The sequence below is a fragment of the Xanthobacter autotrophicus genome (assembly GCF_005871085.1).
Classification (GTDB): Bacteria; Pseudomonadota; Alphaproteobacteria; order Rhizobiales; family Xanthobacteraceae; genus Xanthobacter; species Xanthobacter autotrophicus.
This window is the reverse complement of sequence record NZ_VAUP01000031.1, coordinates 1-21,139: the sequence shown is the minus strand read 5'-3', so window position 1 is coordinate 21,139 and position 21,139 is coordinate 1. Positions and strand designations below refer to the sequence as shown.

The window sequence follows — 21,139 nt, the reverse complement described above, 5'->3', positions numbered from 1 at the left end:
CCCGTCAGAGCGCCGTGCCGAGCTTGCGCCGGCGGACGAAGACCACGAGGCCGAACAGCCAGAAGGCGATACGCACCACGAACGACAAGGCGAGGTAGAGCACGCCCACCACGATGTAGGTCTCGAAGCTACGGAAGGTGTCGGACTGGATGCGGTTCGCCACCGCCGTCAGTTCCTCTGCCGAGATCTGCGAGGTGATGGAGGAGGCCAGCATCAACAGCACATATTGGCTGGTGAGGGCGGGATAGACCCGCTCGATGGCGGGCCGCACGATCACATGCCAGTAGGTCTGCGGGCGGCTGAGGCCGAGGCACTCGGCCGCCTCCAGCTGCGACTTGTGGATGGATTCAAGGCCGGCGCGGACGATCTCGCTGGTATAGGCGCCCACGTTCACCACCAGCGCCAGCACCGCCGCCACGTTGGCATCCACATGGAGGCCGAGGGTGGCGATGCCGAAATAGATGATGAAGATCTGCACCAGCAGCGGGGTGTTGCGGATCACCTCCACATAGCAGGCCACCAGCGCCTTCACCCAAGGCGCCCCATCGGAACGGCCGATGGCGCACAGGGTGCCGAGCACGAAGCCCAGCACCGTGGCGACGAAGGACAATTGCAGCGTCAGCCACACCCCCATGGCGAACTCGCGCCAATAGGGCAGGAGCGCCGCGAAATCGAACTGGTAGGTCATGCCTCGCTCCGCTCGGTCTGAGGCTGGGACTGCCGCCGCGCGATCACCACGTCGAGGGTCGGGGTGGCGCTCACCGTCCCCGCCTCCCCCCACCACGACAGGAACGCGCCGATGCGCCGCTCCACCTTGGTCGCGTGGTTCTGGGCGATGTCGGCGATGCGGTGGTCGAGGAAGGGGTTGAGGAAGCGCTCCAGCGTGGTGGCCACATAACGCTGCGCCTCCTCGCCCATGCCGTGGGCGGCAAATCCCGGCAGCACTTCGTGACGGTACACGTCGTCGAGGCGGCCGCGCACGTCGGCATCGGCCAGGATCTCCCGCACCGTCTCGCCCGGATCGCGCCGTTCCGCGCGCCAGATGTCAGCGAGCACGGTGTGGCCCAGATTGAGGATATGAAGCTTCAGCCGCTCGAACGGCTCGAGGTCATCCGCCAGCAGCACGCTGGGATGGGCGAACGGCGCCGCAAGGCCGGGCCGACGTTCGATCACCCAGAGGGCGTAGGGCTCGGCCACGGCGCCGATGGGCTCGAGCGCCTGCGAGACGATGCGATCCACCAGCGTGTCGGCGAAGATCACCTCGGCCTCAAGCCAGGCGAGGAAAGCGTCCGGCGCCCCCGCCTCGCGGGCGAGGGAGACGACGGCGGCATTGAGCACCCGGCCGTTGCGGTTGATGAGTTCGCACGGCAGCACGGTGAGCCCGCGCCCGGTCTGGCGCCAGCGGCGATGGAGCAGGGCCGTGAGCTTGCCGGGAAACGAGGCCGGCACGCCGCCGGCCAGCAGCGCCGGGCCGCGATCAGCGGCGGCGATCTCGTAGCCGGCATCGGCGGTGTTGGAGACGATGACGTCCGCATCGTTCGCGAACAGGTCGGACAAAGCCTTCCAGTCCTGCGCGGCGGAAAGGCCGCGGTCGACGCTGGTGACATCGATGCGGCGCTCGATGCGCTCGCCCTTCTCGATGCCGCGGATGATTACCGGATAGCCGCCGGGCCGTCCGAAGGCGGCGACCCGGCCGGCCCGGTCCGCGGCGCCGGAAGCCTGCACGATGCAGATGGGGCCGACCGCCTGACCGGCCTGTCGCGCTTCATGGACGAACAGGTCCACATGAGCCTGGAGAAACCGGCTGGTGCCGAACTGGATGATGCGTCCGCTCACGCGTAAATCCTTTTAGATCCAGCGCGAGGAAGCTTCGGCAGAGCATGCGGCCATGGCAGCCGACCATGGCTCATCTGCCTTCCTCCCTCGTTTTTCTCTTGTCTAGTTACGTATGAAAATCCATTCTGCGCCCGTGAAGTCAAACAGTTTTTTATGTAATAAAATACATGCAACCCCAGCGTGACACACCTGGGACGGGGTGGGAGACGGCGAACCATGCGGGGCAACAGCCTCTTCAAGCGCACCTACAACCGCAGCCTGGACCTGCTGGGCGGGATGCCGCTGGGCGCGCCCATGACCTCGGAGACCCAGCTGGCGCAGACCCTGGGGGTGAGCCGCACCACGGTGCGCGCGGTGCTCGCCCTGATGAGCGAGGCTGGCATCGTCACCGCGTCGGAAGGGCGCCGGCGGCTTGCGCGCCATCCGGTGGCGGGCGACCGCTTTCCCGAGCCGCAGACTGAGTCCGCGCGGGCCAGCGTGGAGCGCCAGTTCATGCAGTGGGTGCTCCACGGCGACCTCAGGCCCGGCCAGCTCATCCATTGCGCGGAGCTGGCGCGCAAGTTCAATACATCGACCACCGCGATCCGCGAATACTTGACCCACTTCAATCATTTCGGCCTGATTGAGCGACGCCCCAACAGCGCATGGGTCTTCAACGGCATTACCGCAGCATTCGCCACCGAGATCTACGAGATCCGGGAAATCTTCGAGCTGCGCTCGGCCCACCGCTTCGCCAGCCTGCCGGACGACGCGCCGGCATGGCAGGAGCTGGCCGCCATCGAGCGGGAACACCACACGCTCATGGCCGAGATCGACACCCGCTACCGCGACTTCTCACGCCTCGACGAGCGGCTCCACCGCCTCATCCACGAAGCCTCGCTCAACCGCTTCATGCGCGATTTCTACGACGTGATTTCCATGATTTTCCACTATCACTACCAGTGGAACAAAGCGGACGAGAAGGAACGCAACACCGCCGCGATCCACGAACACCTCGCCTATATCGCCGCCCTGCGCAGCCGCGACGTGCGCCTCATCGACCTGCGCTGCCGGGCCCATCTGCGCACCGCCCGCGCCACACTGCTGCGCTCCATCGACGCCCGCCCGCCCGGCGCCGATGCCGATGCCAACGACGGGCTGCGCGCCGGCTGAACGGGGCTCAGCCTCAGCCCTTCCCGGCCCGCAGCAAAGCGAGGAGGCCGGTCAAGAGCGCCACCGGCGTCGGCGGGCAGCCGGGAATCCTGAGGTCCACCGGCACGATGGCCTCCACGCCGCCATCGCTGGCATAGCTGCCGGCGAAGAGGCCGCCATTGATGGCGCAATCGCCGGCCGCCACCACCCATTTCGGCGCCGGCGTCGCGTCATAGGTGCGCTTCAGCGCCTCGGCCATGTTCTTCGCCACTGGTCCGGTCACCAGCAGCACGTCCGCATGGCGGGGCGAGGCGACCACGTGCAGGCCGAAGCGCTCCAGGTCGTAGAAGGCATTGCCCAGCGCATGGATCTCCAGCTCGCAGCCGTTGCACGAGCCCGCATCCACCTCGCGGATGGACAGGCTGCGCCCGAGCCGCGCGCGCGCCGCCCCATTCAGCTCTGCTGCGAGCTTTTCCACCGCCGCATCTTCCGGGGCGGCCTCCGTGAGGGGGGCTTTCAGCAGCCCTTGGAGGAGAAGCTTGCGCATGGCCGACCCTAAAGATCCACGCCCGAATAGGAGCAGTTGAAGGATTTGTTGCAGAGGGGAAAGTCGGCGACGATGTTGCCCTCGATGGCGGTTTCCAGCAGCGGCCACTGGAACCAGGACGGGTCGCGCAGATGGGCCCGCTTGACCCGCCCGTCCGTCTCCAGCGCCACGAAGGCGAGCACGTCGCCACGGAAGCCTTCCACCACCGCGAGGCCCTCGCCGGGACCCGGCGGAACCTCCACCGCGACCGGCCCCTCCGGCAGGGTGTCGAGCAGGCGGACCACGAGGCCCAGGCTCTGCTCCACCTCTCGGATGCGCACCCAGATCCGCGCGTTCACGTCGCCCTCGGTCCGCACCACCACCTCGAACGGCAGGCGATCATAGGGCGGATAGGCGAGCGCCCGCCGCGCATCGAAGGGCCGGCCGGAGGCGCGGCCCACGAAGCCGCCGGCACCGAACTGGCGGACATAATCCGGCCGGGTGAAGCCGGTGCCCACGGTGCGGTCCTGAAGCGAAGCCGTGTTGTCATAAAGCTCCACCAGCGCCGGGAAGGCCGTGCGCACCTCGGACACCAGCACGCGGATGGCCGAAATGCCTTCCCGAGCCAGATCCCCCGCCACCCCGCCGGGGATGACGCCATCCATCATCAGCCGATGGCCGAAGGCGCGGGCGGACACCCTGAGCACCTTCTCGCGCAGCACGCCGCAATGGGCCAGCATCAGCGCAAAGGCGGCATCGTTGCAGATGGCGCCGATGTCGCCGAGATGATTGGCAAGGCGCTCCAGCTCCGCCATCACCCCGCGCAGGGCATGGGCCCGCGCCGGCACGGCGACGCCGCGCGCCGCCTCCACCGCGCGGCTGAAGGCGAGCGCATAGGCCACCGTGCTGTCGCCGGACTGCCGCCCGGCGAGCCGCGCCGCCTGCGCCACCTCCGCACCGGCCATGAGGCCCTCTATGCCCTTGTGCACATAGCCGAGCCGGGCCTCCAGCCGCACCACCGTCTCGCCGTAGCAGGAGAAGCGGAAATGGCCGGGCTCGATGATGCCCGCATGCACCGGGCCCACCGGGATCTGGTGCAGCCCCTCCCCTTCCGCCGCGAGGAAGGAATAGGCATCGCCCTCAGGCTCCGCCGGCAGGTTCACCCCCAGCGGATGGCGCACGCCCCAGCGACCGTGATCGAGCCAGGGGCGAGGATCGGGCGCGCCCTCGGGCACGAGGCCAAAGAGGTCGCGCACAGTGCGTTCCAGCCGCGCCGCCGGCGGGTGATAGTGCGCCACCGAGGGGAAGGCGCCGCCAACGCAGACATAGGTGGCCACGGCAAGCCGGCCGGACGCTTCGTCCAGCAACGCCATGTGCACCACACCCGCATCGCCCCACAGGCCCATGAGCACCAGCTCGCCGGCCGCCAGATGCCCGGCAAGGGCAGTCCACTGCTCTGCGCTCACCTCGGCGCGCGGAAAGGGCCGGCAGGGACCGGCGCGGCCATTTTCCAGAAGCAGTGCGAAGGCTTGCATGGTGCGCCCCTAGCCCAACAGCCCGGCCACGTGCCGGAACCACGCCACCAGCGGCGGCGGCAGATAGAGCCCGGCCACCAGCACCAGAGCGAGATGCACCGTCATGGGCAAATAGCTCGCCTTCACCTTGTCGGTACCCGGGCTGGGCGCACCGAAGGCGATGCCGGAGAGCTTCAGCATCAGTGCGCCGAAGGCGAGCAGCAGCCCCGCCACCAGCGGCAGCGCGAGCCACGGCCTATGCGCGAAGGTGGAGGTGACGAGCAGGAACTCACTCATGAACACGCCGGCCGGCGGCAGGCCGGCAATGGCCGCCACCGCCACCACGAGCCCCCAGCCCAGGGCCGGGTGGGAGGTGGTGAGCCCGCGAATATCGGAAAGCTTCTGCGACCCCTTCACCTGGCACACATGGCCGACGGCAAAGAAGATGGCCGACTTGGTCAGGCTGTGCATGGTCATGTGCAGCAGCCCGGCGAAATTGGCGACTGGCCCGCCGAGCCCGAAGGCGAAGGCAATGAGACCCATGTGCTCGATGGAGGAATAGGCGAACAGCCGCTTGATGTCCCGCCGCCGGTACAGCATGAAGCCGGCAAGCAGCAGCGAGGCAAGGCCCATGGCCATCATCAGCGGCCCCGGTGCCAGCGTGCCGGGATGGGCCGCGAGTAGCAGCTTGAAGCGCAGCACCGCATAGAGCGCCACGTTGAGCAGCAGCCCGGACAGCACCGCCGAGATGGGGGTTGGGCCTTCCGAATGGGCATCTGGCAGCCAGGCATGGAGCGGCGCAAGGCCCACCTTGGTGCCGTAGCCGAGCAGCAGGAACACGAAGGCGACGTTGAGCAGGGCCGGGTCGAAATCCCGCGCGCGCTTCATCAGCACGCTCCAGATCATGCCGTCCGGTCCCTCGCCCACCACCGGCTGAGCCACCATGTAGACGAGGATGGTGCCGAACAAGGCCAGGGCGATGCCCACCGAGCCCAGCATGAAATATTTCCACGCGGCCTCGATGGCCGCCTCGGTGCGATAAAGGCCCACCATCAGCACGGTGGTGAGGGTCGCCACCTCGATGGCCACCCACATGACGCCGAGATTGTTGGAGAGCAGCGCCAGGTTCATGGCCGCCAGCAGCACCTGGTACATGGCGTGATAGAAGCGCAGGTGCAACGGCGTCAGGCGCCCCGTCTCCAGCTCATGGGCGATGTAGCTGGCGGAGAACACGCTGGTGGTGAAGGCCACGAAGGTGTTCAGCACCACGAACACGATGTTGAGGTCGTCCACGATGAGGAACGGCCCGGCGATGCGCGGCGCCACCAGCAGCGCCAGGGCGGTGAGGAACGTCAGCGCGCAGGCGCCCACATTGAGCGCGGCCGAGACGCGATAGGACGGGATCAGCGCCAGCAGCACCGCCGCCACCGCCGGGATGGCGAGGATGACCGGCGCGGGATTGAACGTCAGCGCGGCGATGGAGCCGATCATGCGCGCCCTCCCCGGAAGCGGTCGAGGGCGTCCACGTCCACGGTGTCGAACCGCTCGCGGATGCGGAACAGGAAGATGCCGATGACGATGAAGGCGATGAGCACGGAGAAGGCCACCGAGATTTCCACCACCAGCGGCATGCCCTTGGCGCCCGTGGCGGCAAGGATGAGGCCATTTTCCAGCGACATGAAGCCCACCACCTGGCTCACCGCGTTGCGTCGCGTCACCATCATCAGCAGGCCCAGCAGTACCACCGAGAGGGCGAAGGCGAGGTCCTCCCGCGCCAGCGCTTCGGCGGCGGGGGTGGCCTTCAGCATCACCACCATGGACAAGGCGACGAGGGCGATGCCGGCGAGCATGGTGGGACCGATGGACACCGCCGTCTCCACCTGACGGTGGATGCCGAGCCGCGCCACCATGCGATGCAGTGACACCGGGATCACCAGCGCCTTGAACACCAGGGCGATGCCCGCGGTCACGTAGAGATGCGGCGCGTCCTGGGCATAGGCCTGCCACGCCACCGCCAGCGCCAGCGCCACCGCCTGCAGGGCGAACACGTTCAGCAGGGCATAGAGCCGGTCCTGGTACAGCATCAGGAAGGAGATGAGCACCAGCGCGCCGGCGAACATGTGGGCGACATCGAAGACGAGGTTCGGGGTGATGGCGTGCTCGATCATCACAGGATCCCCGACACGAACAGCAGCAGCGTTCCCAAGAGCCCGAGCATGAGCGCGGCGCCGAGGAAATCCGGCACGCGGAACACCCGCATCTTGGCGATGGAAGTCTCGAACACGGCGACGAGCAGCGCCCCCACGGCGAGCTTGCCCCCATAGCTCACGAGGCCCAGCGCCATCCCGGGGACACCCGCCCCCACCGGGGCCAGGCCCCACGGCACGAACACGCAGGCGACAAGCGACAGGAACAGCAGCAGCTTCAGCTGCGCGGCCAGCTCGATCAGCGCCAGGTGGCGGCCGGAATATTCCAGCACCATGGCCTCGTGCACCATGGTCAGCTCCAGATGGGTGGAGGGATTGTCCACCGGGATACGGCCGTTCTCCGCCACAGCCACCATCAGCAGCGCCACCAGCGCCAGCGCCAGCGATACCCTCAGGCCCACGCCCGCCAGCATCACCGAGGCGATGGTGGAGAGCTGGGTGGAATGGGCGACGAGGGCCAGGGAGAACACGATCATGATCATGGCCGGCTCGGCCAGCGAGGAGATCATCACCTCCCGGCTCGATCCGAGGCCGCCGAAGCTGGTGCCCACATCCATGCCGGCCAGCGCCAGGAAGAAGCGCGCCGAGCCAATGAGGGCGGTGATGGCGATGAGGTCCGCCGACCAGGAGAAGATCAGCCCGGTGGCGAAGGTGGGCACCAGTGCCGCCGCCACCCAGGTCGCCGCGAACACGAGATAAGGCACCACGCGAAACAGCCAGGAGGCGTTCTCGGCAAGCACCACCTCCTTGCGCAGCAGCCGAGCGAGGTCGCGATAGGGCTGGAACACGCTGGCGCCGCGCCGGCGCTGAAGGCGCGCCTTCGCCTGGCGCACCAGCCCGGTGAGGAGCGGGGCGAGGGCGAGCACGAGCAGCATCTGCGTGCCCTGCACCAGGATTTGCGCCATCAGGTCCATAGGGCGAGCACCAGAAGCAGCAGCACCAGGGCCGAGAAGACGAGGCCCAGATACTGGCGGATGGTGAGGTATTGCAGCGTGTTCGCCCGCTCAGCCACATAGTCCACTGCCGCCGTCAAAGGCAGGAACAGGAAGGCCCAGGCGGGATCGCGCGCGCTGGCGGAGAAGCGGGCGGGGGTGAGCGCGCCGGGGGGCGGCATCTCCACCTTCTCCCGGGCCGCAAACAGGCCGCGCGCGAACACCCGGCGGATGGGCTGTGCGAAGGAGGCGGCGGAATATTGCGCAAGCGGACTGGCATTGGGGAAGCCGCAATCCCACGGCGGCGCCCGCCGCACCGCGCCCGAGGCGAAGCGATGGATGGCGAAAGCGGCCAGAAGCGCCGACAGTGCCGTGAAGGCAAAGACCAGCAGCCCGTTATAGGAGCTGCGGCTCTCGGCCACCGGTATGATGGAGAGCCACGCCACGGATCCCTGCGCCGGCATGGTCTGGCCCACCAGGCCACCCACCGCCGGCTGGAGCGCATCGATGACGAAGCCCGGCAGCAGCCCCGCGCCCACGCACACGGCCGCGAGCGCGATCATGGCGGCGCGGGAGAAGCCGTCCACCTCACGGGCCTCGGCGGCCTTGGGGCTGCGCGGCCGGCCGAGGAAGGCGATGCCGTAGAGCCGCACGAAGCAGGCGGCCGCCAGCGCCGCGGCCAGCGCCATCAGCGCGCCCACGGCCGGCACCATCAGCTTCAGCCCCCAGGCCGGCAGCTCCGGGCTCAGCAGCACCGCCTGGAACACCAGCCATTCGGAGGCAAAACCGTTGAGCGGCGGCAAAGCCGAGATGGCGGCGCAGCCGATCAGCATCACCACGCTGGTGGTCGGCATGCGGTGGATGAGGCCGCCCAGTTCGTCCATCTGCCGTGTCCCGGTGGCGGTGAGCACCGCGCCGGCACCGAAGAACAACAGGCTTTTCATGGCCGCGTGGTTGAGCACATGGAACAGCGCCGCCGTGAGCGCCAGCGCGGCGGCGGCGGGAAAACCATTGGCCGAGAAGGCGAGCGCCAGCCCAAGGCCTACGAAAATGAGGCCGATATTCTCGATGGTGGAATAAGCGAGCACGCGCTTGGTGTCGCCTTGAAGCAGCGCCTGCAGCACGCCGATGACCGCCGCGACGCCCCCCGCCGCCAGCACCGGGATGCCCCACCACCAGTCCGGCGGGCCGGAAAGATCGAACACGATACGGATGAAGCCGTAGACCGCCACCTTGGTCATCACCCCGCTCATGAGGGCGGAGACGTGACTGGGCGCGGCGGGATGGGCCAAAGGCAGCCAGACGTGCAGCGGCACCAGGCCCGCCTTGGAGCCGGCGCCCAGCATGGCGAGCGCCAGCACCAGCGCGGCGAAGGCCCCCACGGGGGGCGCCTCGCGCATGGCGTCGAAGGCGTAGCCGCCCCCGGAGCCGGCGGCGAGCAGGCCGAAGGCCAGCATCAGCGCCAGGGTACCGAAGGACGCCATAAGAATGTAGACGAGGCCGGCGCGCACATTGCCTGCCTCCTTGTCATGGGCCACCACCAGCGCCCAGGACGCCAGCGACATGAATTCCCACGACAGCAGGAAGCTGTAGGCGTCGTCTGCCAGCAGCACCATGTTCATGCCGGCGAGGAAGGCCGGGAAGAAGGGCAGCACCCGTTCAGGGGCATGGTCGTGCCGGCCATAGCCGAGGCCATAGAGGCTGGCCGCCGCGCCGCCGAGATTGATCACCGCGAGGAAGACCGCCGACAGGGCATCGAGCCGCAGGTGCGCGCCGATCCAGGGAATGCCCAGGGGCAGCACAAGCCCGGCCGCAGGCGCTGCGATGGCGGTGAGGGCGGAGAGGCCGGCCACCAGCGTCACCACCAGCGCACCGCCATAGACCAGGGGCCGGCCCAGCGGACGACGCGCCGTCGCCACGCCAAGCCCGGCGAGGGCCAGAAGCGCCACCACCGCAGCGAGGGCGATGAAGAGTTGCCCGCTGACGGGAAGCTGCGCGACGAAGGCGGCGTCGGGCATGGGCCTAGTCCTCCCCCGCCGGGGGCCGGGCCGCAAGGGGCGCGGGTGTCGGCGCCCTTAGCCGCACGCCCCTTCCTCCAGCCTCGCTGGCGGCCCCTTCGGCGATGAGCTCGATGCCCGACGCCTCCAGCCCGCCCACGAGCTTCATGAGCGAATCCACATTGCCACGGATGACGCCGTCGCTGGCTTCCATGCGCTGGATGGTGGGCAGGGAGAGGCCGCTCAAGGCCGCGAGCGCGCGCTGGTCGAGGCCGAGAAGCGCACGGGCGGCGCGAAGCTGGGCGGCTGTGATCATGACGGCCGAGAGGTCAAGCGGGTGACAGGACCCGTTCTGCTTACGCTCCCAGCACTCATCGTTCAAGCATCATTTATGATGTATGAAACATCATAAAGTCGAAGCCTCGGCCTGCGATGCCCCGACATCAGCGGGCATGGGGCCGGGTTCGCGCCGGATGATACGTGTGTGTTCGCGGCTCAACGAACCGCGAACACACAGGAGCTACCATCACGCCTCGCGAATGTCATTGGCCACGCGGGCCAGGATCTCGACAATGCGCGTCTCGGCACCGCGATTGGCCTCCAGCTTCTGCTGGGCCACGTCCCGCAGGTTTTCAAGGGCGGCTTCCACCAGGCGGGGCAGTTCCGCGCCCTGGTTCGGGCCGTTCTCGCTCCAGCCGATCCACTTGCGCACCCGGCCCATCTTCAGGCCGATCTCCGACAGGCGCCCGATGATGGCGTCGGCGAAGTCGCGGTTCGCGGCGAGATGGGCGCGGCCCTCCTCGGTGATGGCATAGCGCTTCTTCGCGCCATCGGGCTCGGAGGTCACATAGCCCGCCTCTTCCAGGAAGGTGAGGGTGGGATAGACCACGCCGGGGCTCGGCGAATACCAGCCGGCGGTCTTCTCCTCGATCACCTTGATGATCTCGTAGCCGTGCCGCGGCTGCTCGGCGATGAGCGACAGGGCCAATAGCTTCAGGTCGCCCTGCGCCAGCATCCGGCCGATGCGGAACATCTCGCCGCCGCCCCGTCCGCCGCGCCCGCCACCACGATGGCCACCCCGATGGCCGCCGAATTCGTCGCCACGGTCGGGACCGCCCGCGTGGCGCATCTCGTCCCAGTCACCCCTGTGGCGATCGCCGCCATGGTGTCCGTCACGTCTGCATCCAAACATTTTCGTCTCCTAAGATATGTCGTAAGATACAACGACGAGACTTATATCGTTCGATATATCTAAAACGCAAGGGGCCCTTGGCGGTTCCCGTTCAGGGTTTTTTGAAATTGGTGCGTCCATAGAGGGGGCGCCGACTTCCGGAGTGCTTCCATGGCCATGAGCGATGAGCAGAAAGCCGCCCGCGCCGCCCACGGCCTGCTCAGCGCTGTGACGCCGGACGTCGGCGCGGCCATCGAGGCCTGGCTCGCGCGCCTCGCCCATGAGCGGCGCCTGTCCCACAAGACGCTGGAAGCCTATGCCCGCGACCTTTCGGTGGTGATGCTGCGCCTCACCGACCATCTCGGCGCCCGCCCGGGCCTGGACGATCTGTCGGCCCTCACCCCCGCCGACGTGCGCGCGGTGCTCGCCGCCCGCCGGGCCGACGGGGTGGCCCCGCGCACTTTGGTGCGCCTGCTCGCCGCCGCGCGCTCCTTCGGCCGGCACCTGGAACGGGAGGGGTTGGGCAGGGTGGGCGCGCTCACCGCCGTGCGCGCTCCCAAGGTGCCCCGCAGCCTGCCGAAGCCGGTTTCAATCGCCGCCGCCCGCGCCCTGTCCGATCCCGCCACCCGCGCGGGCGAGGATCGCGAGGCCTGGGTGCTGGCCCGCGACGCGGCGGTCATCGCCTTGCTCTACGGGGCGGGGCTGCGCATCTCCGAGGCCCTTGGCCTCACCCCCCGCGACGTGCCGCCGGACGCCGAATCCATCACCGTCACCGGCAAGGGGCGCAAGACGCGCATGGTGCCGCTGATCGCGCCGGTGCGCCGCTCCATCGCCGAGTACCAGGCCATCTGCCCTCATACCCTGGGACTGGAGGGGCCGTTGTTTCGCGGCACGCGGGGCGGGCCGCTCTCGCCGCGCATCGTGCAATTGGCGGTGGAGCGCATGCGCGGCGCCCTCGGCCTGCCGCAGAGCGCCACGCCCCATGCCCTGCGCCACGCCTTCGCCACCCACCTTTTGTCCCGGGGCGGCGAGATCCGCGCCATCCAGGAGCTATTGGGCCACGCCTCGCTCTCCACCACGCAGATCTATACCGAGGTGGACGCCACCGCCCTGATGGCCGCCTGGCGGGCCGCCCATCCGCGCTCCGGCGCGTCGGACACGTGATGCAGAGGCCAGCCGTCTGAAAGGAGACCCCATGACATTCCCGCCCGTCCGCCCGGTCATCGAGCACCTGTCCATCACCACCGTGGACCTGCCGCGCGCGGTACGGTTCTACGATGCGGTGCTGGCGCCGCTGGGGCTGGTGCGGGTGGCCGATTATGACGAGCCGGAAGGCGCCTCCGCTTGCTGGGGACCGCCGGGCACCATCCCCGCCCCGGAAGGCGCCATCGGCGCCGCACCCTTCTGGGTACAGCTCCGTGACGAGCCCTTCATGCCACCGCCGGGCACCCACATCGCATTCTGCGCACCGGATGAGGCGGCTGTCGCGGCTTTCCATGCGGCGGGCCTTGCCGCGGGCGGGACGGATTACGGCGCGCCGGGCCTGCGGCCCCACTATGGGCCGGGCTACTACGCCGCCTTCCTGCAGGATCCGGACGGCTGGCGCATCGAGGCGGTGACGTTCGTGTAAGGGGCGCACCTCCGTCCGGGAGCCGCAACGAGCGCCGATGCGGCGCGCGTGTCCGAAGGCCCGAAAGCAGATGAGTCGGAAAGCAGGTGACAGGCAGCGCGGGGCGCGGCCGATGTCACGGCAACGCTCAAGGGTGCGCGCAATTGTGATCAGAGCCGGGCCGACGAAGGGTTCGCGCCAAGCCTGCTGCGTGGCTTAATTGACGCGTACCCCCCGACCAAGGCCAGGAGAAGAAGATGAAGCGCATCGCTTTCACCTTATGTGCCCTGACCATTCTTGCCGGCACCGCGCCCGCCTTCGCCGGCGGCGTGGGGTGTGCCGGCATGACCAACGCATCGTCGCAAACCGGCGCACCGACCACGACCGCGAGCACGTCGACCCCCCAGAAGGGCGGCTGACCCACTCGACGGATCTTCAAGGGACCTCCATTGCCCTCCGGCCCCAGGCCGGAGGGCTTTTTTTGGAGATCGCTATCACATGTGGATGGCGCGCTTCTCGACCGCCATGGCCGCTTCCTTCACCGCTTCCGAGCGGGTCGGGTGGGCGTGGCAGGTGCGGGCCAGGTCTTCAGACGAGCCACCGAACTCCATCAGCACGGCGCATTCGTGGATCATCTCGCCGGCCTCGGGGCCGATGATATGGGCGCCCAGCACCTTGTCGGTGGCGGCATCCGCGATGATCTTCACGAAGCCGTCGGTGGTGTTGTTCACCTTGGTGCGGCCGTTGGCGGTGAAGGGGAACTTGCCCACCTTGTAGGCCACGCCCGCCGCCTTCAGGTCGTCCTCGGACTTGCCGACGGAGGCCACCTCCGGGAAGGTGTAGACCACGCCGGGGATCACGTCATAGTTCACGTGGCCGGCCTTCCCCGCCAGCAGTTCCGCCAGCGCCACGCCTTCATCCTCGGCCTTGTGGGCGAGCATGGGGCCGACGATCACGTCGCCGATGGCATAGATGCCCGGGACGTTGGTGGCGAAGTGGTTGTCCGTCACCACCCGGCCGCGGGCATCCTTGGCGACGCCAGCCTCGTCGAGGCCGAGGCCCGCGGTGTAGGGAATGCGGCCGATGGCCACCAGCACCACGTCCGCCTCGATCACCTCGGCGGCGCCGCCGGCCGCCGGCTCCACAGAGACCTTCAGGGTCTTGCCCGAGGTATCGACACCGGTGACCTTGGTGCCGAGCTTGAAGGCGAAGCCCTGCTTGTCGAGGATGCGCTGGAAGCTCTTGGCCACGTCGCTGTCCATGCCGGGCAGGATGCGGTCGAGGAACTCCACCACCGTCACCTGCGCGCCGAGGCGGCGCCACACCGATCCCAGCTCCAGGCCGATGACGCCGGCGCCCACCACCAGCAGCTTGCCGGGCACTTTGGGCAGCGACAGCGCGCCGGTGGAGGAGACTATGCGCTGCTCGTCGATGGTCACGCCCGGCAGGGGCGCCACGTCCGAGCCGGTGGCGATGACGATGTTCTTGGTCTCGAGAACCTCGACCTTGCCGTCGGCGTTGAGGGTGACCTCAACCTTGCCGGTGCCAAGGATCTTGCCGGCGCCCATGTAGACGTCGACCTTGTTCTTCTTCAGCAGGAACTCAACGCCCTTGACGTTCCCGTCCACGCCCTTGTCCTTGAAGGCGAGCATGGTCTTCAGGTCGAGCTTGGGGGCCGGCACGCCGATGCCCATCTCGCCGAACCTGTGGCCGGCTTCCTCGAACAGCTCGGAGGCGTAGAGCAGCGCCTTGGAGGGGATGCAGCCCACGTTGAGACAGGTGCCGCCATGGGTGCCGCGCTTCTCCACCACGGCCACCTTGAGGCCGAGCTGGGCCGCGCGAATGGCACACACATAGCCGCCGGGGCCGGTACCGATGATGGTGAGATCGTAGGACATGATTGGACTTTCAGTACCCTAGTTGTTGCCCGGACGGGCGAGCGGTTGCGTATCCCGGAAAGCGTGACCCCTCAGATAGCGCGACGACCAATTTCTGCCGAGTCCGATAAAAGGCGAAACGGCCAGCTTGTTCGCGACGATCACGAGGATGATGGGACAGATCACGGCAGCCATAGTGCCGAGGATGATATGGACGCCGACGGAGCTCACATAGACTTTCAGCAGGACAGTCCGCGTCAGCGCCATGAAGATGCCGTGGGTGATGTAGATGCCGAGCGACGCCTCGCCGAGAAAACCCAGCGCCCGGCTCCAAGGCGTCGTGGGCGCAGGCAGAAGCAGCGCCAGAGACACCACCGCAGCCACACCCGCGATCGCCGCCAGCGGAACGAACAGGCCGAACCCGAAGAGATAGCAGACGGTGGCCAAGGCCGCCCACGCCAGCACGCAGGCCGCCAAGGCACCCCCGCGCCGCAGCGCCGCCAGAACGTCCGAACTGCGTTCCAGCAAGGTGCCCAGACCAAAAAAGGCGAGACCCATATAAAAACGGGGATCGACCGCGTCCTGCAGCCCGAAGGTCGAATAGATCATGTACCACGCTGCAGTGCACGCGGCGAACACTCCCAAACCCCGCATTCCGTCGATACGCTCCGCAAACCAATAGAGAAAGCGGATCATGAAAAGATACGGCAGGAACCAGAAATGTTGAATCGGATGGAGTATGACCTTGGGAATGTCGTTGAGCGGAACTGCCACGTGCACCGATCCGAACGATAGGTTCTTGAGTAGCGCGAAGACTACATTCCAGATCAAATACGGTATAAAAAGATTGATCAAGCTGGACACAAGAAAGTGGCCAAACTTCTTTTCCTTTGAAATTGGGAAAACGTAACCCGAAAGTAGAAAAAAGAGCGGCATATGAAAAGAATAAATGTAGAATTCCGCTGCGGTCATCCAAGACGGAAACTGGGTAAAGGCGGAAAATCGCATTCCGATTAAGACATGGCCGAAGACTACGAGAAGAATACCAATCGCCTTGGCGTAGTCGATCCAGTGAAATCGCGTGGGGGCAGCTGCGGTCATAGCTCACTCCGATCACCTGTTGGTCACCGAGCGTGACCTTGGGTGCAGCGCAGTATGCCTGAGCTACAGATTGCGAAAAGCGATAAATGCACGCATTAGCGGCAGATGTCAGATGATGCAATTCATCGACAGTACGGATTCGCGAACGGGGCCGGGTCAAGCGACGAGCGCTTGCCCGGGGCCCCGTTCGTGTTCGGGAGCTCGGTGTAGCCGTTTGCTCCCCCCGACCCATCACAGATCCAGCACGAGCCGCGCGGGATCTTCCAGGGTCTCCTTCACACGGACCAGGAAGGTCACGGCCTCGCGGCCGTCGACGATGCGGTGGTCGTAGGAGAGCGCGAGGTACATCATGGGGCGGATCACCACCTGACCCTTGATGGCCACCGGACGCTCCTCGATGCGGTGCATGCCGAGGATGCCCGACTGCGGCGCATTCAGGATCGGGGTGGACATCAGCGAGCCGTAGATGCCGCCGTTGGTGATGGTGAAGGTCCCGCCCTGCATGTCCTCGATGCCGAGCTTGCCGTCACGCGCCTTGCGGCCGAAGCCGGCGATGGCCTTCTCGATCTCCGCCACGGAGAGCTGGTCGGCGTCGCGCACCACCGGGACCACGAGGCCCTTCTCGGTGCCCACGGCGATGCCGATGTTGTAGTAGTTCTTGTAGACGAGGTCCTGGCCATCGATCTCGGCGTTCACCGCCGGCAGGTCCTTCAGGGCGGCGATGACCGCCTTGGTGAAGAAGCCCATGAAGCCAAGCTTGGTGCCGTGCTTCTTCTCGAACGCATCCTTGAACTGGGCGCGCAGGCTCATCACGGCGCTCATGTCCACGTCGTTGAACGTGGTGAGCATGGCCGCGGTGTTCTGGGCGTCCTTCAGGCGGCGCGCGATGGTCTGGCGCAGCTTGGTCATCTTGACCCGCTCCTCGCGCACCGCGTCGGTGGGCACGGAGGGAGCGCGGACCGCGACCGGGGCGGCGGCGGGAGCCGCAGCAGCGCCGGCGGCGATGGCAGCCAACATGTCACCCTTGGTGACGCGGCCGTCCTTGCCGGAACCGGCGACGCCCGAGGGATCAACACCGCTCTCGGCGGCGATGCGGCCCACGGCCGGGCCGTTGGCACCGGATGCGGCAGCAGCCGCAGGGGCCGGGGCGGGAGCCGGGGCGGGGGCCGCGACGGCAGGCGCGGGGGCGGCGGCTGCGGGGGCCGCGGCAGCAGCGCCGGAGCCGGCGCCGATGGAGCCAAGCAGGGCGCCAACGCCCACGGTGTCGCCGTCCTTGGCGATGATCTCGGCCAGCACGCCGGCGGCCGGCGCGGGAACCTCGACGGTGACCTTGTCGGTCTCCAGTTCCACCAGCGGCTCATCGGCCTTGACGGTATCGCCGGGCTTCTTGAACCACTTGCCGATGGTCGCTTCGGTAACGGACTCGCCCAGGGTCGGTACGCGGATCTCGGTGGTCATTGCGTTCGCCCCAGTGCGGGGCCTCCCTCAACTATCGGCAGGTGAAGATGCAACAGCCGCCGGGCCAGCCACCCGGCGCTGAATGAGCGACAGGATGGGCATCACCTCATAGGCGAAGCCCAGCCCTGCCACGATGACGGGGTCCTGCGCGGCGAGCCTGTCCGCCGCGTCCTGATCTTGAACTTCCACCAGCGCCATGCCCCAGATGCCCGAGGGATCCGCCACCGGCCCCACGGCGAGGGCGACACCGCGATCGGCCTCGCCCTGCCAGAAGGCGCCGTGGGCGGCCATGGCGTCCATCTCCGCCACGGTCGCGTCCGCCGGGAAGGCGGGACGCGGCGGGGAGAGGCGCAGGAGGAAGTGGGCCATGTCGCCGGCTCAGCCCAGGGCTTCGTCGAGGAAGGCCTTGAGCTGGGCCAGATGCTTGGACATCAGGCCCGTAGCCGTCGCCGCCGAGGCGGGACGACCAGCATAGCGCGGACGCTTCGCGGCGCCGCCCACCTGCTCCAGCACCCATTCCAGATAGGGCTGTACGAACGCCCAGGAGCCCTGGTTCTTGGGCTCTTCCTGACACCAGGACACCTCGGCATTCTTGAAGCGCGAGAGTTCCTGCACCAGGGTCTTGAGCGGGAACGGATAGAGCTGCTCCACGCGCATCAGGTAGACGTCCGACACGCCGCGCTTCTCGCGCTCCTCGAGCAGATCGTAATAGACCTTGCCCGAGCACAGCACGACGCGACGGATCTTGTCGTCCGGCACCAGCTTGATGGTGTTCTCCTCCGGATGGGACTGGGCATCATCCCAGAGCACCCGGTGGAAGGAGGTGCCGGCCACCATGTCGCTCAGCGAGGACACCGCCCGCTTGTGGCGCAGCAGCGACTTGGGCGTCATCAGGATCAGCGGCTTGCGGAACTCCCGCTTCATCTGGCGGCGCAGGATGTGGAAGTAGTTGGCCGGGGTCGAGCAGTTCGCCACCTGCATGTTGTCCTCGGCGCAAAGCTGCAGGTAGCGCTCGAGGCGGGCGGAGGAGTGCTCCGGACCCTGGCCCTCATAGCCGTGGGGCAGCAGGCAGACGAGGCCGGACATGCGCAGCCACTTGCGCTCGCCCGAGGAGATGAACTGGTCGAACAGCACCTGCGCGCCGTTGGCGAAGTCGCCGAACTGCGCTTCCCAGAGCACCAGGGTATTGGGCTCGGAGAGGGTGTAGCCATACTCGAAGCCGAGCACCGCCTCCTCCGAGAGCATCGAGTTGATGACCTCGTACTTGGCCTGGGTCTCGGAGAGATGGTTGAAGGGCTTGAAGCGGGCCTCGGTCTCCTGGTCGGTCAGCACCGAATGGCGCTGGGAGAAGGTGCCGCGCTCCACGTCCTGGCCGGAGAGGCGGACCGGATTGCCTTCCAGCAACAGGGACGAGAAGGCCAGCGCCTCGCCGGTCGCCCAGTCGATGCCCTTGCCGTCCTCGATGGACTTGCGGCGGTTGTCGAGGAAGCGCTGGATGGTGCGGTGGACCTGGAAGCCCTCCGGCACCTTGGTGATCTTCTCGCCGATCGCCTTCAGCGTATCCTCGGCGACGCCGGTATTGCCGCGCCGCGGGTCGTCGTCCTCGTGGGTGGCCTTGAAGCCGGCCCAGCGGCCGTCCAGCCAGTCGGCCTTGTTGGGCTTGTAGGCCTGGCCGGCCTCGTGTTCGGCCTCCAGGCGCTCGCGCCACGCCGCGCGCATGGTGTCCACCTCGCCGGCAGTCACCACACCCTCGGCCTCGAGCTTCTTGGTGTAGAGCTCCAGCACGCTCGGGTGCTGGCGGATCACCTTGTACATCTTCGGCTGGGTGAACGCCGGCTCGTCGCCCTCGTTGTGGCCGAAGCGGCGGTAGCAGAACATGTCGATGACGACAGGCTTATGGAAGCGCTGGCGGAACTCGGTCGCCACCTTGGCGCAGAACACCACCGATTCCGGATCGTCGCCGTTGCAGTGGAAGATCGGCGCCTCGATCATCTTCGCCACGTCGGAGGGATAGGGCGAGGAGCGCGAATAGCGCGGATTGGTGGTGAAGCCGATCTGGTTGTTGATGATGACGTGGATCGACCCGCCGGTGCGATGGCCCTTCAGGCCCGAGAGGCCGAGGCACTCGGCCACCACGCCCTGGCCGGCGAAGGCGGCATCGCCGTGCAGCAGCAGCGGCAGCACCTGCACCCGCTCGGCGTCCTGCATCTGGTCCTGCTTGGCGCGGGCCTTGCCGAGCACCACCGGATCGACGATCTCGAGGTGCGACGGGTTGGCGGTCAGCGACAGGTGGACCTTGTTGTTGTCGAACTCGCGGTCGGACGAGGCACCGAGATGGTACTTCACGTCGCCCGAGCCTTCCACGTCGTCGGGGGCCCAGGAGCCACCCTTGAACTCGTGGAACAGGGCGCGGTGGGGCTTGCCCATCACCTGGGTCAGCACGTTCAGACGGCCGCGATGGGCCATGCCGAACACGATGTCCTTCACGCCCAGGTTGCCGCCGCGCTTGATGATCTGCTCCAGCGCCGGGATCAGGCTCTCGCCGCCGTCAAGGCCGAAGCGCTTGGTACCGGTGAACTTGACGTCGAGGAACTTCTCGAAGCCCTCGGCTTCCACCAGCTTGTTCAGGATGGCGCGCTTGCCCTCGCGGGTGAAGGTCACCTCCTTGTCGGGACCCTCGATGCGCTCCTGGATCCAGGCCTTCTCCTCGGGCGAGGAGATGTGCATGAACTCGACGCCGATGCTGGAGCAATAGGTACGGCGCAGGATCGCCACCATCTGCCGGACCGAGGCGAACTCGAGGCCCAGTACGTGGTCGATGAAGATCTTGCGGTCGAGGTCGGCCTCATAGAAGCCGTAGGAGGCCGGATCCAGCTCCGGCGCTTCGCGCGGCGGGGTCAGGCCGAGCGGGTCGAGATTGGCATGCAGGTGGCCGCGCATGCGATAGGCGCGGATCATCATCAGCGCCTTCACGCTGTCGCGGGTGGCCTGCTGCACCTCGGTGGCGGAGAATTCGACGCCCACCTTCTGCGCCTTGGCCTTCACCTTGTCCGAGATGGCCTTTTCCACCTCGATCCACTGGCCGTCCATGGCCGAGACCAGCTCGCCATTGGCATGCACCGGCCAGTGCGGCTTCTTCCAGGAAGCGCCGCGGGCGTTCTGGAATACCGCGTTGGGATCATCCTTCAGCGCCGCGAAGAAGCTCTGCCAGTCGGGGCTGACCGAATTCGGGTCGGCTTCGTAGCGGGCGTAGAGATCCTCGATCCAGGCGGCATTGGCGCCGTCGAGGAAGGAGGTGGAGAGGAAAACGTCGTTCTGTTCCGCGCGCGACATGGGCTTGTTCCCGGATGGTCGAAGGCGCCTCGCATTCCTTCAGCGCATTTTGCACTGAAAATGAAGCCCCAAAGACCGCTCGTCTGCCACAAATCCGGCGTCCGGCTCACGCTGGGCGCCCTTTCACCCCTGCGAGGCTCGTGGCGGCCTTCAGCAGCGGTGCTCGACAACCTTTAGATGGGATGCGCCGCGGCCGGCCGTAAGACCGTCGCGGCGCATCCCCTAAAACCGCGCTCGCCAGTCGCCGAACTTCATGGCGATTGCGCGGCGTAACCGGCTTCACGGCAGGCTGCCCTCATCTCTTTACGGACGAGGGCGCCCGATCGCTCAGCCCGAGAGCCTCAGCCCTTGAGCACCTCGACGAGGGTCTTGCCGAGGCGGGCCGGGGACGGCGACACGCGGATGCCCGCCGCCTCCATGGCCGCGATCTTGTCCTCGGCGCCGCCC

19 protein-coding genes and 1 pseudogene are annotated in these 21,139 nt (G+C 67.4%); 4 read left to right on the top strand and 16 right to left on the bottom strand.

The annotated features are described in order from the left end of the window. Positions 1-4 precede the first annotated feature (4 nt). Positions 5-688: an amino acid ABC transporter permease gene (locus FBQ73_RS14095; RefSeq protein ID WP_011995852.1), complete on the bottom strand. Its 684-nt coding sequence runs from the start codon at positions 686-688 to the stop codon at positions 5-7. After that, positions 685-1,836, bottom strand: a complete 1,152-nt coding sequence (locus FBQ73_RS14090; RefSeq protein ID WP_138400137.1) for a mannitol dehydrogenase family protein — start codon at positions 1,834-1,836, stop codon at positions 685-687. The genes FBQ73_RS14095 and FBQ73_RS14090 overlap by 4 nt, the downstream gene beginning before the upstream one ends. A 216-nt stretch (positions 1,837-2,052) precedes the next feature. Here FBQ73_RS14090 and FBQ73_RS14085 point away from each other — a divergent pair, with 216 nt between their 5' ends. After that, positions 2,053-2,988: a GntR family transcriptional regulator gene (locus FBQ73_RS14085; protein ID WP_138400136.1), complete on the top strand. Its 936-nt coding sequence runs from the start codon at positions 2,053-2,055 to the stop codon at positions 2,986-2,988. A gap of 13 nt (positions 2,989-3,001) precedes the next feature. On the opposite strand, the gene FBQ73_RS14080 is transcribed toward FBQ73_RS14085, so the two are convergent. The 8 genes from FBQ73_RS14080 to FBQ73_RS14045 all read right to left on the bottom strand — a co-directional run bounded on the left by FBQ73_RS14080 (position 3,002) and on the right by FBQ73_RS14045 (position 11,272). Next, entirely contained in the window at positions 3,002-3,514 is a 513-nt protein-coding gene (locus tag FBQ73_RS14080; protein WP_138400135.1) for an NADH-quinone oxidoreductase subunit B family protein, read from the bottom strand. Between the two features lie 8 nt (positions 3,515-3,522). Next, positions 3,523-5,028 carry a hydrogenase large subunit gene (locus FBQ73_RS14075; protein WP_138400134.1) on the bottom strand — a complete coding sequence of 502 codons (1,506 nt, stop codon included), beginning with the start codon at positions 5,026-5,028 and terminating at the stop codon, positions 3,523-3,525. A 9-nt stretch (positions 5,029-5,037) separates the two neighbouring features. Beyond that, complete coding sequence (locus FBQ73_RS14070) at positions 5,038-6,498, bottom strand: hydrogenase 4 subunit F (protein ID WP_138400133.1); 1,461 nt, start codon at positions 6,496-6,498, stop codon at positions 5,038-5,040. Further along, entirely contained in the window at positions 6,495-7,175 is a 681-nt protein-coding gene (locus FBQ73_RS14065) for a hydrogenase-4 component E (protein ID WP_138400132.1), read from the bottom strand. The genes FBQ73_RS14070 and FBQ73_RS14065 overlap by 4 nt, the downstream gene beginning before the upstream one ends. Beyond that, positions 7,175-8,128, bottom strand: a complete 954-nt coding sequence (locus FBQ73_RS14060; RefSeq protein ID WP_138400131.1) for a respiratory chain complex I subunit 1 family protein — start codon at positions 8,126-8,128, stop codon at positions 7,175-7,177. Before FBQ73_RS14060 ends, FBQ73_RS14065 begins: the two co-directional genes overlap by 1 nt. Beyond that, a complete protein-coding gene (gene hyfB / locus FBQ73_RS14055; protein ID WP_138400130.1) occupies positions 8,119-10,164 on the bottom strand; it encodes a hydrogenase 4 subunit B in 2,046 nt (681 codons plus the stop codon). The genes FBQ73_RS14060 and hyfB overlap by 10 nt, the downstream gene beginning before the upstream one ends. A 4-nt stretch (positions 10,165-10,168) precedes the next feature. Next, a complete protein-coding gene (locus FBQ73_RS14050; protein WP_138400129.1) occupies positions 10,169-10,459 on the bottom strand; it encodes a helix-turn-helix domain-containing protein in 291 nt (96 codons plus the stop codon). 210 nt (positions 10,460-10,669) lie between these two features. Next, positions 10,670-11,272 carry a PadR family transcriptional regulator gene (locus FBQ73_RS14045; RefSeq protein WP_138400452.1) on the bottom strand — a complete coding sequence of 201 codons (603 nt, stop codon included), beginning with the start codon at positions 11,270-11,272 and terminating at the stop codon, positions 10,670-10,672. Between the two features lie 213 nt (positions 11,273-11,485). Here FBQ73_RS14045 and FBQ73_RS14040 point away from each other — a divergent pair, with 213 nt between their 5' ends. The 3 genes from FBQ73_RS14040 (at position 11,486) to FBQ73_RS22805 (ending at position 13,342) form a co-directional block, all read left to right on the top strand. Then, positions 11,486-12,478: a tyrosine recombinase XerC gene (locus tag FBQ73_RS14040; RefSeq protein WP_138400128.1), complete on the top strand. Its 993-nt coding sequence runs from the start codon at positions 11,486-11,488 to the stop codon at positions 12,476-12,478. 31 nt (positions 12,479-12,509) lie between these two features. Next, positions 12,510-12,944 (top strand): VOC family protein, encoded by a 435-nt coding sequence (locus FBQ73_RS14035; RefSeq protein ID WP_138400127.1) that lies wholly within the window; start codon positions 12,510-12,512, stop codon positions 12,942-12,944. Between the two features lie 236 nt (positions 12,945-13,180). Further along, on the top strand, positions 13,181-13,342 hold the full coding sequence (locus tag FBQ73_RS22805) for a hypothetical protein (protein ID WP_170218903.1): 162 nt from the start codon (positions 13,181-13,183) through the stop codon (positions 13,340-13,342). A gap of 75 nt (positions 13,343-13,417) precedes the next feature. On the opposite strand, the gene lpdA is transcribed toward FBQ73_RS22805, so the two are convergent. The 6 genes and pseudogenes from lpdA to FBQ73_RS14005 all read right to left on the bottom strand — a co-directional run. Next, the gene (lpdA, locus tag FBQ73_RS14030) at positions 13,418-14,824 is read right to left on the bottom strand and encodes a dihydrolipoyl dehydrogenase (protein WP_138400126.1); all 1,407 of its coding nucleotides are present in this window, start codon (positions 14,822-14,824) and stop codon (positions 13,418-13,420) included. Between the two features lie 15 nt (positions 14,825-14,839). Then, positions 14,840-15,901, bottom strand: coding sequence for an acyltransferase family protein (locus FBQ73_RS14025; protein WP_138400125.1), 1,062 nt, complete (start codon positions 15,899-15,901; stop codon positions 14,840-14,842). A 231-nt stretch (positions 15,902-16,132) separates the two neighbouring features. Next, entirely contained in the window at positions 16,133-17,359 is a 1,227-nt protein-coding gene (odhB, locus tag FBQ73_RS14020; protein WP_138400124.1) for a 2-oxoglutarate dehydrogenase complex dihydrolipoyllysine-residue succinyltransferase, read from the bottom strand. A 27-nt stretch (positions 17,360-17,386) separates the two neighbouring features. Next, positions 17,387-17,728 (bottom strand): YciI family protein, encoded by a 342-nt coding sequence (locus FBQ73_RS14015; RefSeq protein WP_138400123.1) that lies wholly within the window; start codon positions 17,726-17,728, stop codon positions 17,387-17,389. Between the two features lie 9 nt (positions 17,729-17,737). Beyond that, the gene (locus tag FBQ73_RS14010; protein ID WP_138400122.1) at positions 17,738-20,692 is read right to left on the bottom strand and encodes a 2-oxoglutarate dehydrogenase E1 component; all 2,955 of its coding nucleotides are present in this window, start codon (positions 20,690-20,692) and stop codon (positions 17,738-17,740) included. A 341-nt stretch (positions 20,693-21,033) separates the two neighbouring features. Further along, positions 21,034-21,139 (bottom strand): annotated as a pseudogene (locus FBQ73_RS14005) (succinate--CoA ligase subunit alpha); the annotation flags it as partial.

Excerpts from the sequence above, each read along its gene's own strand:
- FBQ73_RS14075 (WP_138400134.1), bottom strand. The coding sequence starts at position 5,028 with ATGCAAGCCTTCGCACTGCTTCTGGAAAATGGCCGCGCCGGTCCCTGC.
- FBQ73_RS14025 (WP_138400125.1), bottom strand. The coding sequence starts at position 15,901 with ATGACCGCAGCTGCCCCCACGCGATTTCACTGGATCGACTACGCCAAG.
- FBQ73_RS22805 (WP_170218903.1), top strand. The coding sequence starts at position 13,181 with ATGAAGCGCATCGCTTTCACCTTATGTGCCCTGACCATTCTTGCCGGC.
- FBQ73_RS14080 (WP_138400135.1), bottom strand. The coding sequence starts at position 3,514 with ATGCGCAAGCTTCTCCTCCAAGGGCTGCTGAAAGCCCCCCTCACGGAG.
- FBQ73_RS14085 (WP_138400136.1), top strand. The coding sequence starts at position 2,053 with ATGCGGGGCAACAGCCTCTTCAAGCGCACCTACAACCGCAGCCTGGAC.
- FBQ73_RS14095 (WP_011995852.1), bottom strand. The coding sequence starts at position 688 with ATGACCTACCAGTTCGATTTCGCGGCGCTCCTGCCCTATTGGCGCGAG.
- FBQ73_RS14010 (WP_138400122.1), bottom strand. The coding sequence starts at position 20,692 with ATGTCGCGCGCGGAACAGAACGACGTTTTCCTCTCCACCTCCTTCCTC.
- odhB (WP_138400124.1), bottom strand. The coding sequence starts at position 17,359 with ATGACCACCGAGATCCGCGTACCGACCCTGGGCGAGTCCGTTACCGAA.
- FBQ73_RS14065 (WP_138400132.1), bottom strand. The coding sequence starts at position 7,175 with ATGATCGAGCACGCCATCACCCCGAACCTCGTCTTCGATGTCGCCCAC.
- FBQ73_RS14060 (WP_138400131.1), bottom strand. The coding sequence starts at position 8,128 with ATGGACCTGATGGCGCAAATCCTGGTGCAGGGCACGCAGATGCTGCTC.
- FBQ73_RS14015 (WP_138400123.1), bottom strand. The coding sequence starts at position 17,728 with ATGGCCCACTTCCTCCTGCGCCTCTCCCCGCCGCGTCCCGCCTTCCCG.
- FBQ73_RS14050 (WP_138400129.1), bottom strand. The coding sequence starts at position 10,459 with ATGATCACAGCCGCCCAGCTTCGCGCCGCCCGTGCGCTTCTCGGCCTC.
- FBQ73_RS14035 (WP_138400127.1), top strand. The coding sequence starts at position 12,510 with ATGACATTCCCGCCCGTCCGCCCGGTCATCGAGCACCTGTCCATCACC.
- FBQ73_RS14045 (WP_138400452.1), bottom strand. The coding sequence starts at position 11,272 with ATGCGCCACGCGGGCGGTCCCGACCGTGGCGACGAATTCGGCGGCCAT.
- hyfB (WP_138400130.1), bottom strand. The coding sequence starts at position 10,164 with ATGCCCGACGCCGCCTTCGTCGCGCAGCTTCCCGTCAGCGGGCAACTC.
- FBQ73_RS14070 (WP_138400133.1), bottom strand. The coding sequence starts at position 6,498 with ATGATCGGCTCCATCGCCGCGCTGACGTTCAATCCCGCGCCGGTCATC.
- FBQ73_RS14040 (WP_138400128.1), top strand. The coding sequence starts at position 11,486 with ATGGCCATGAGCGATGAGCAGAAAGCCGCCCGCGCCGCCCACGGCCTG.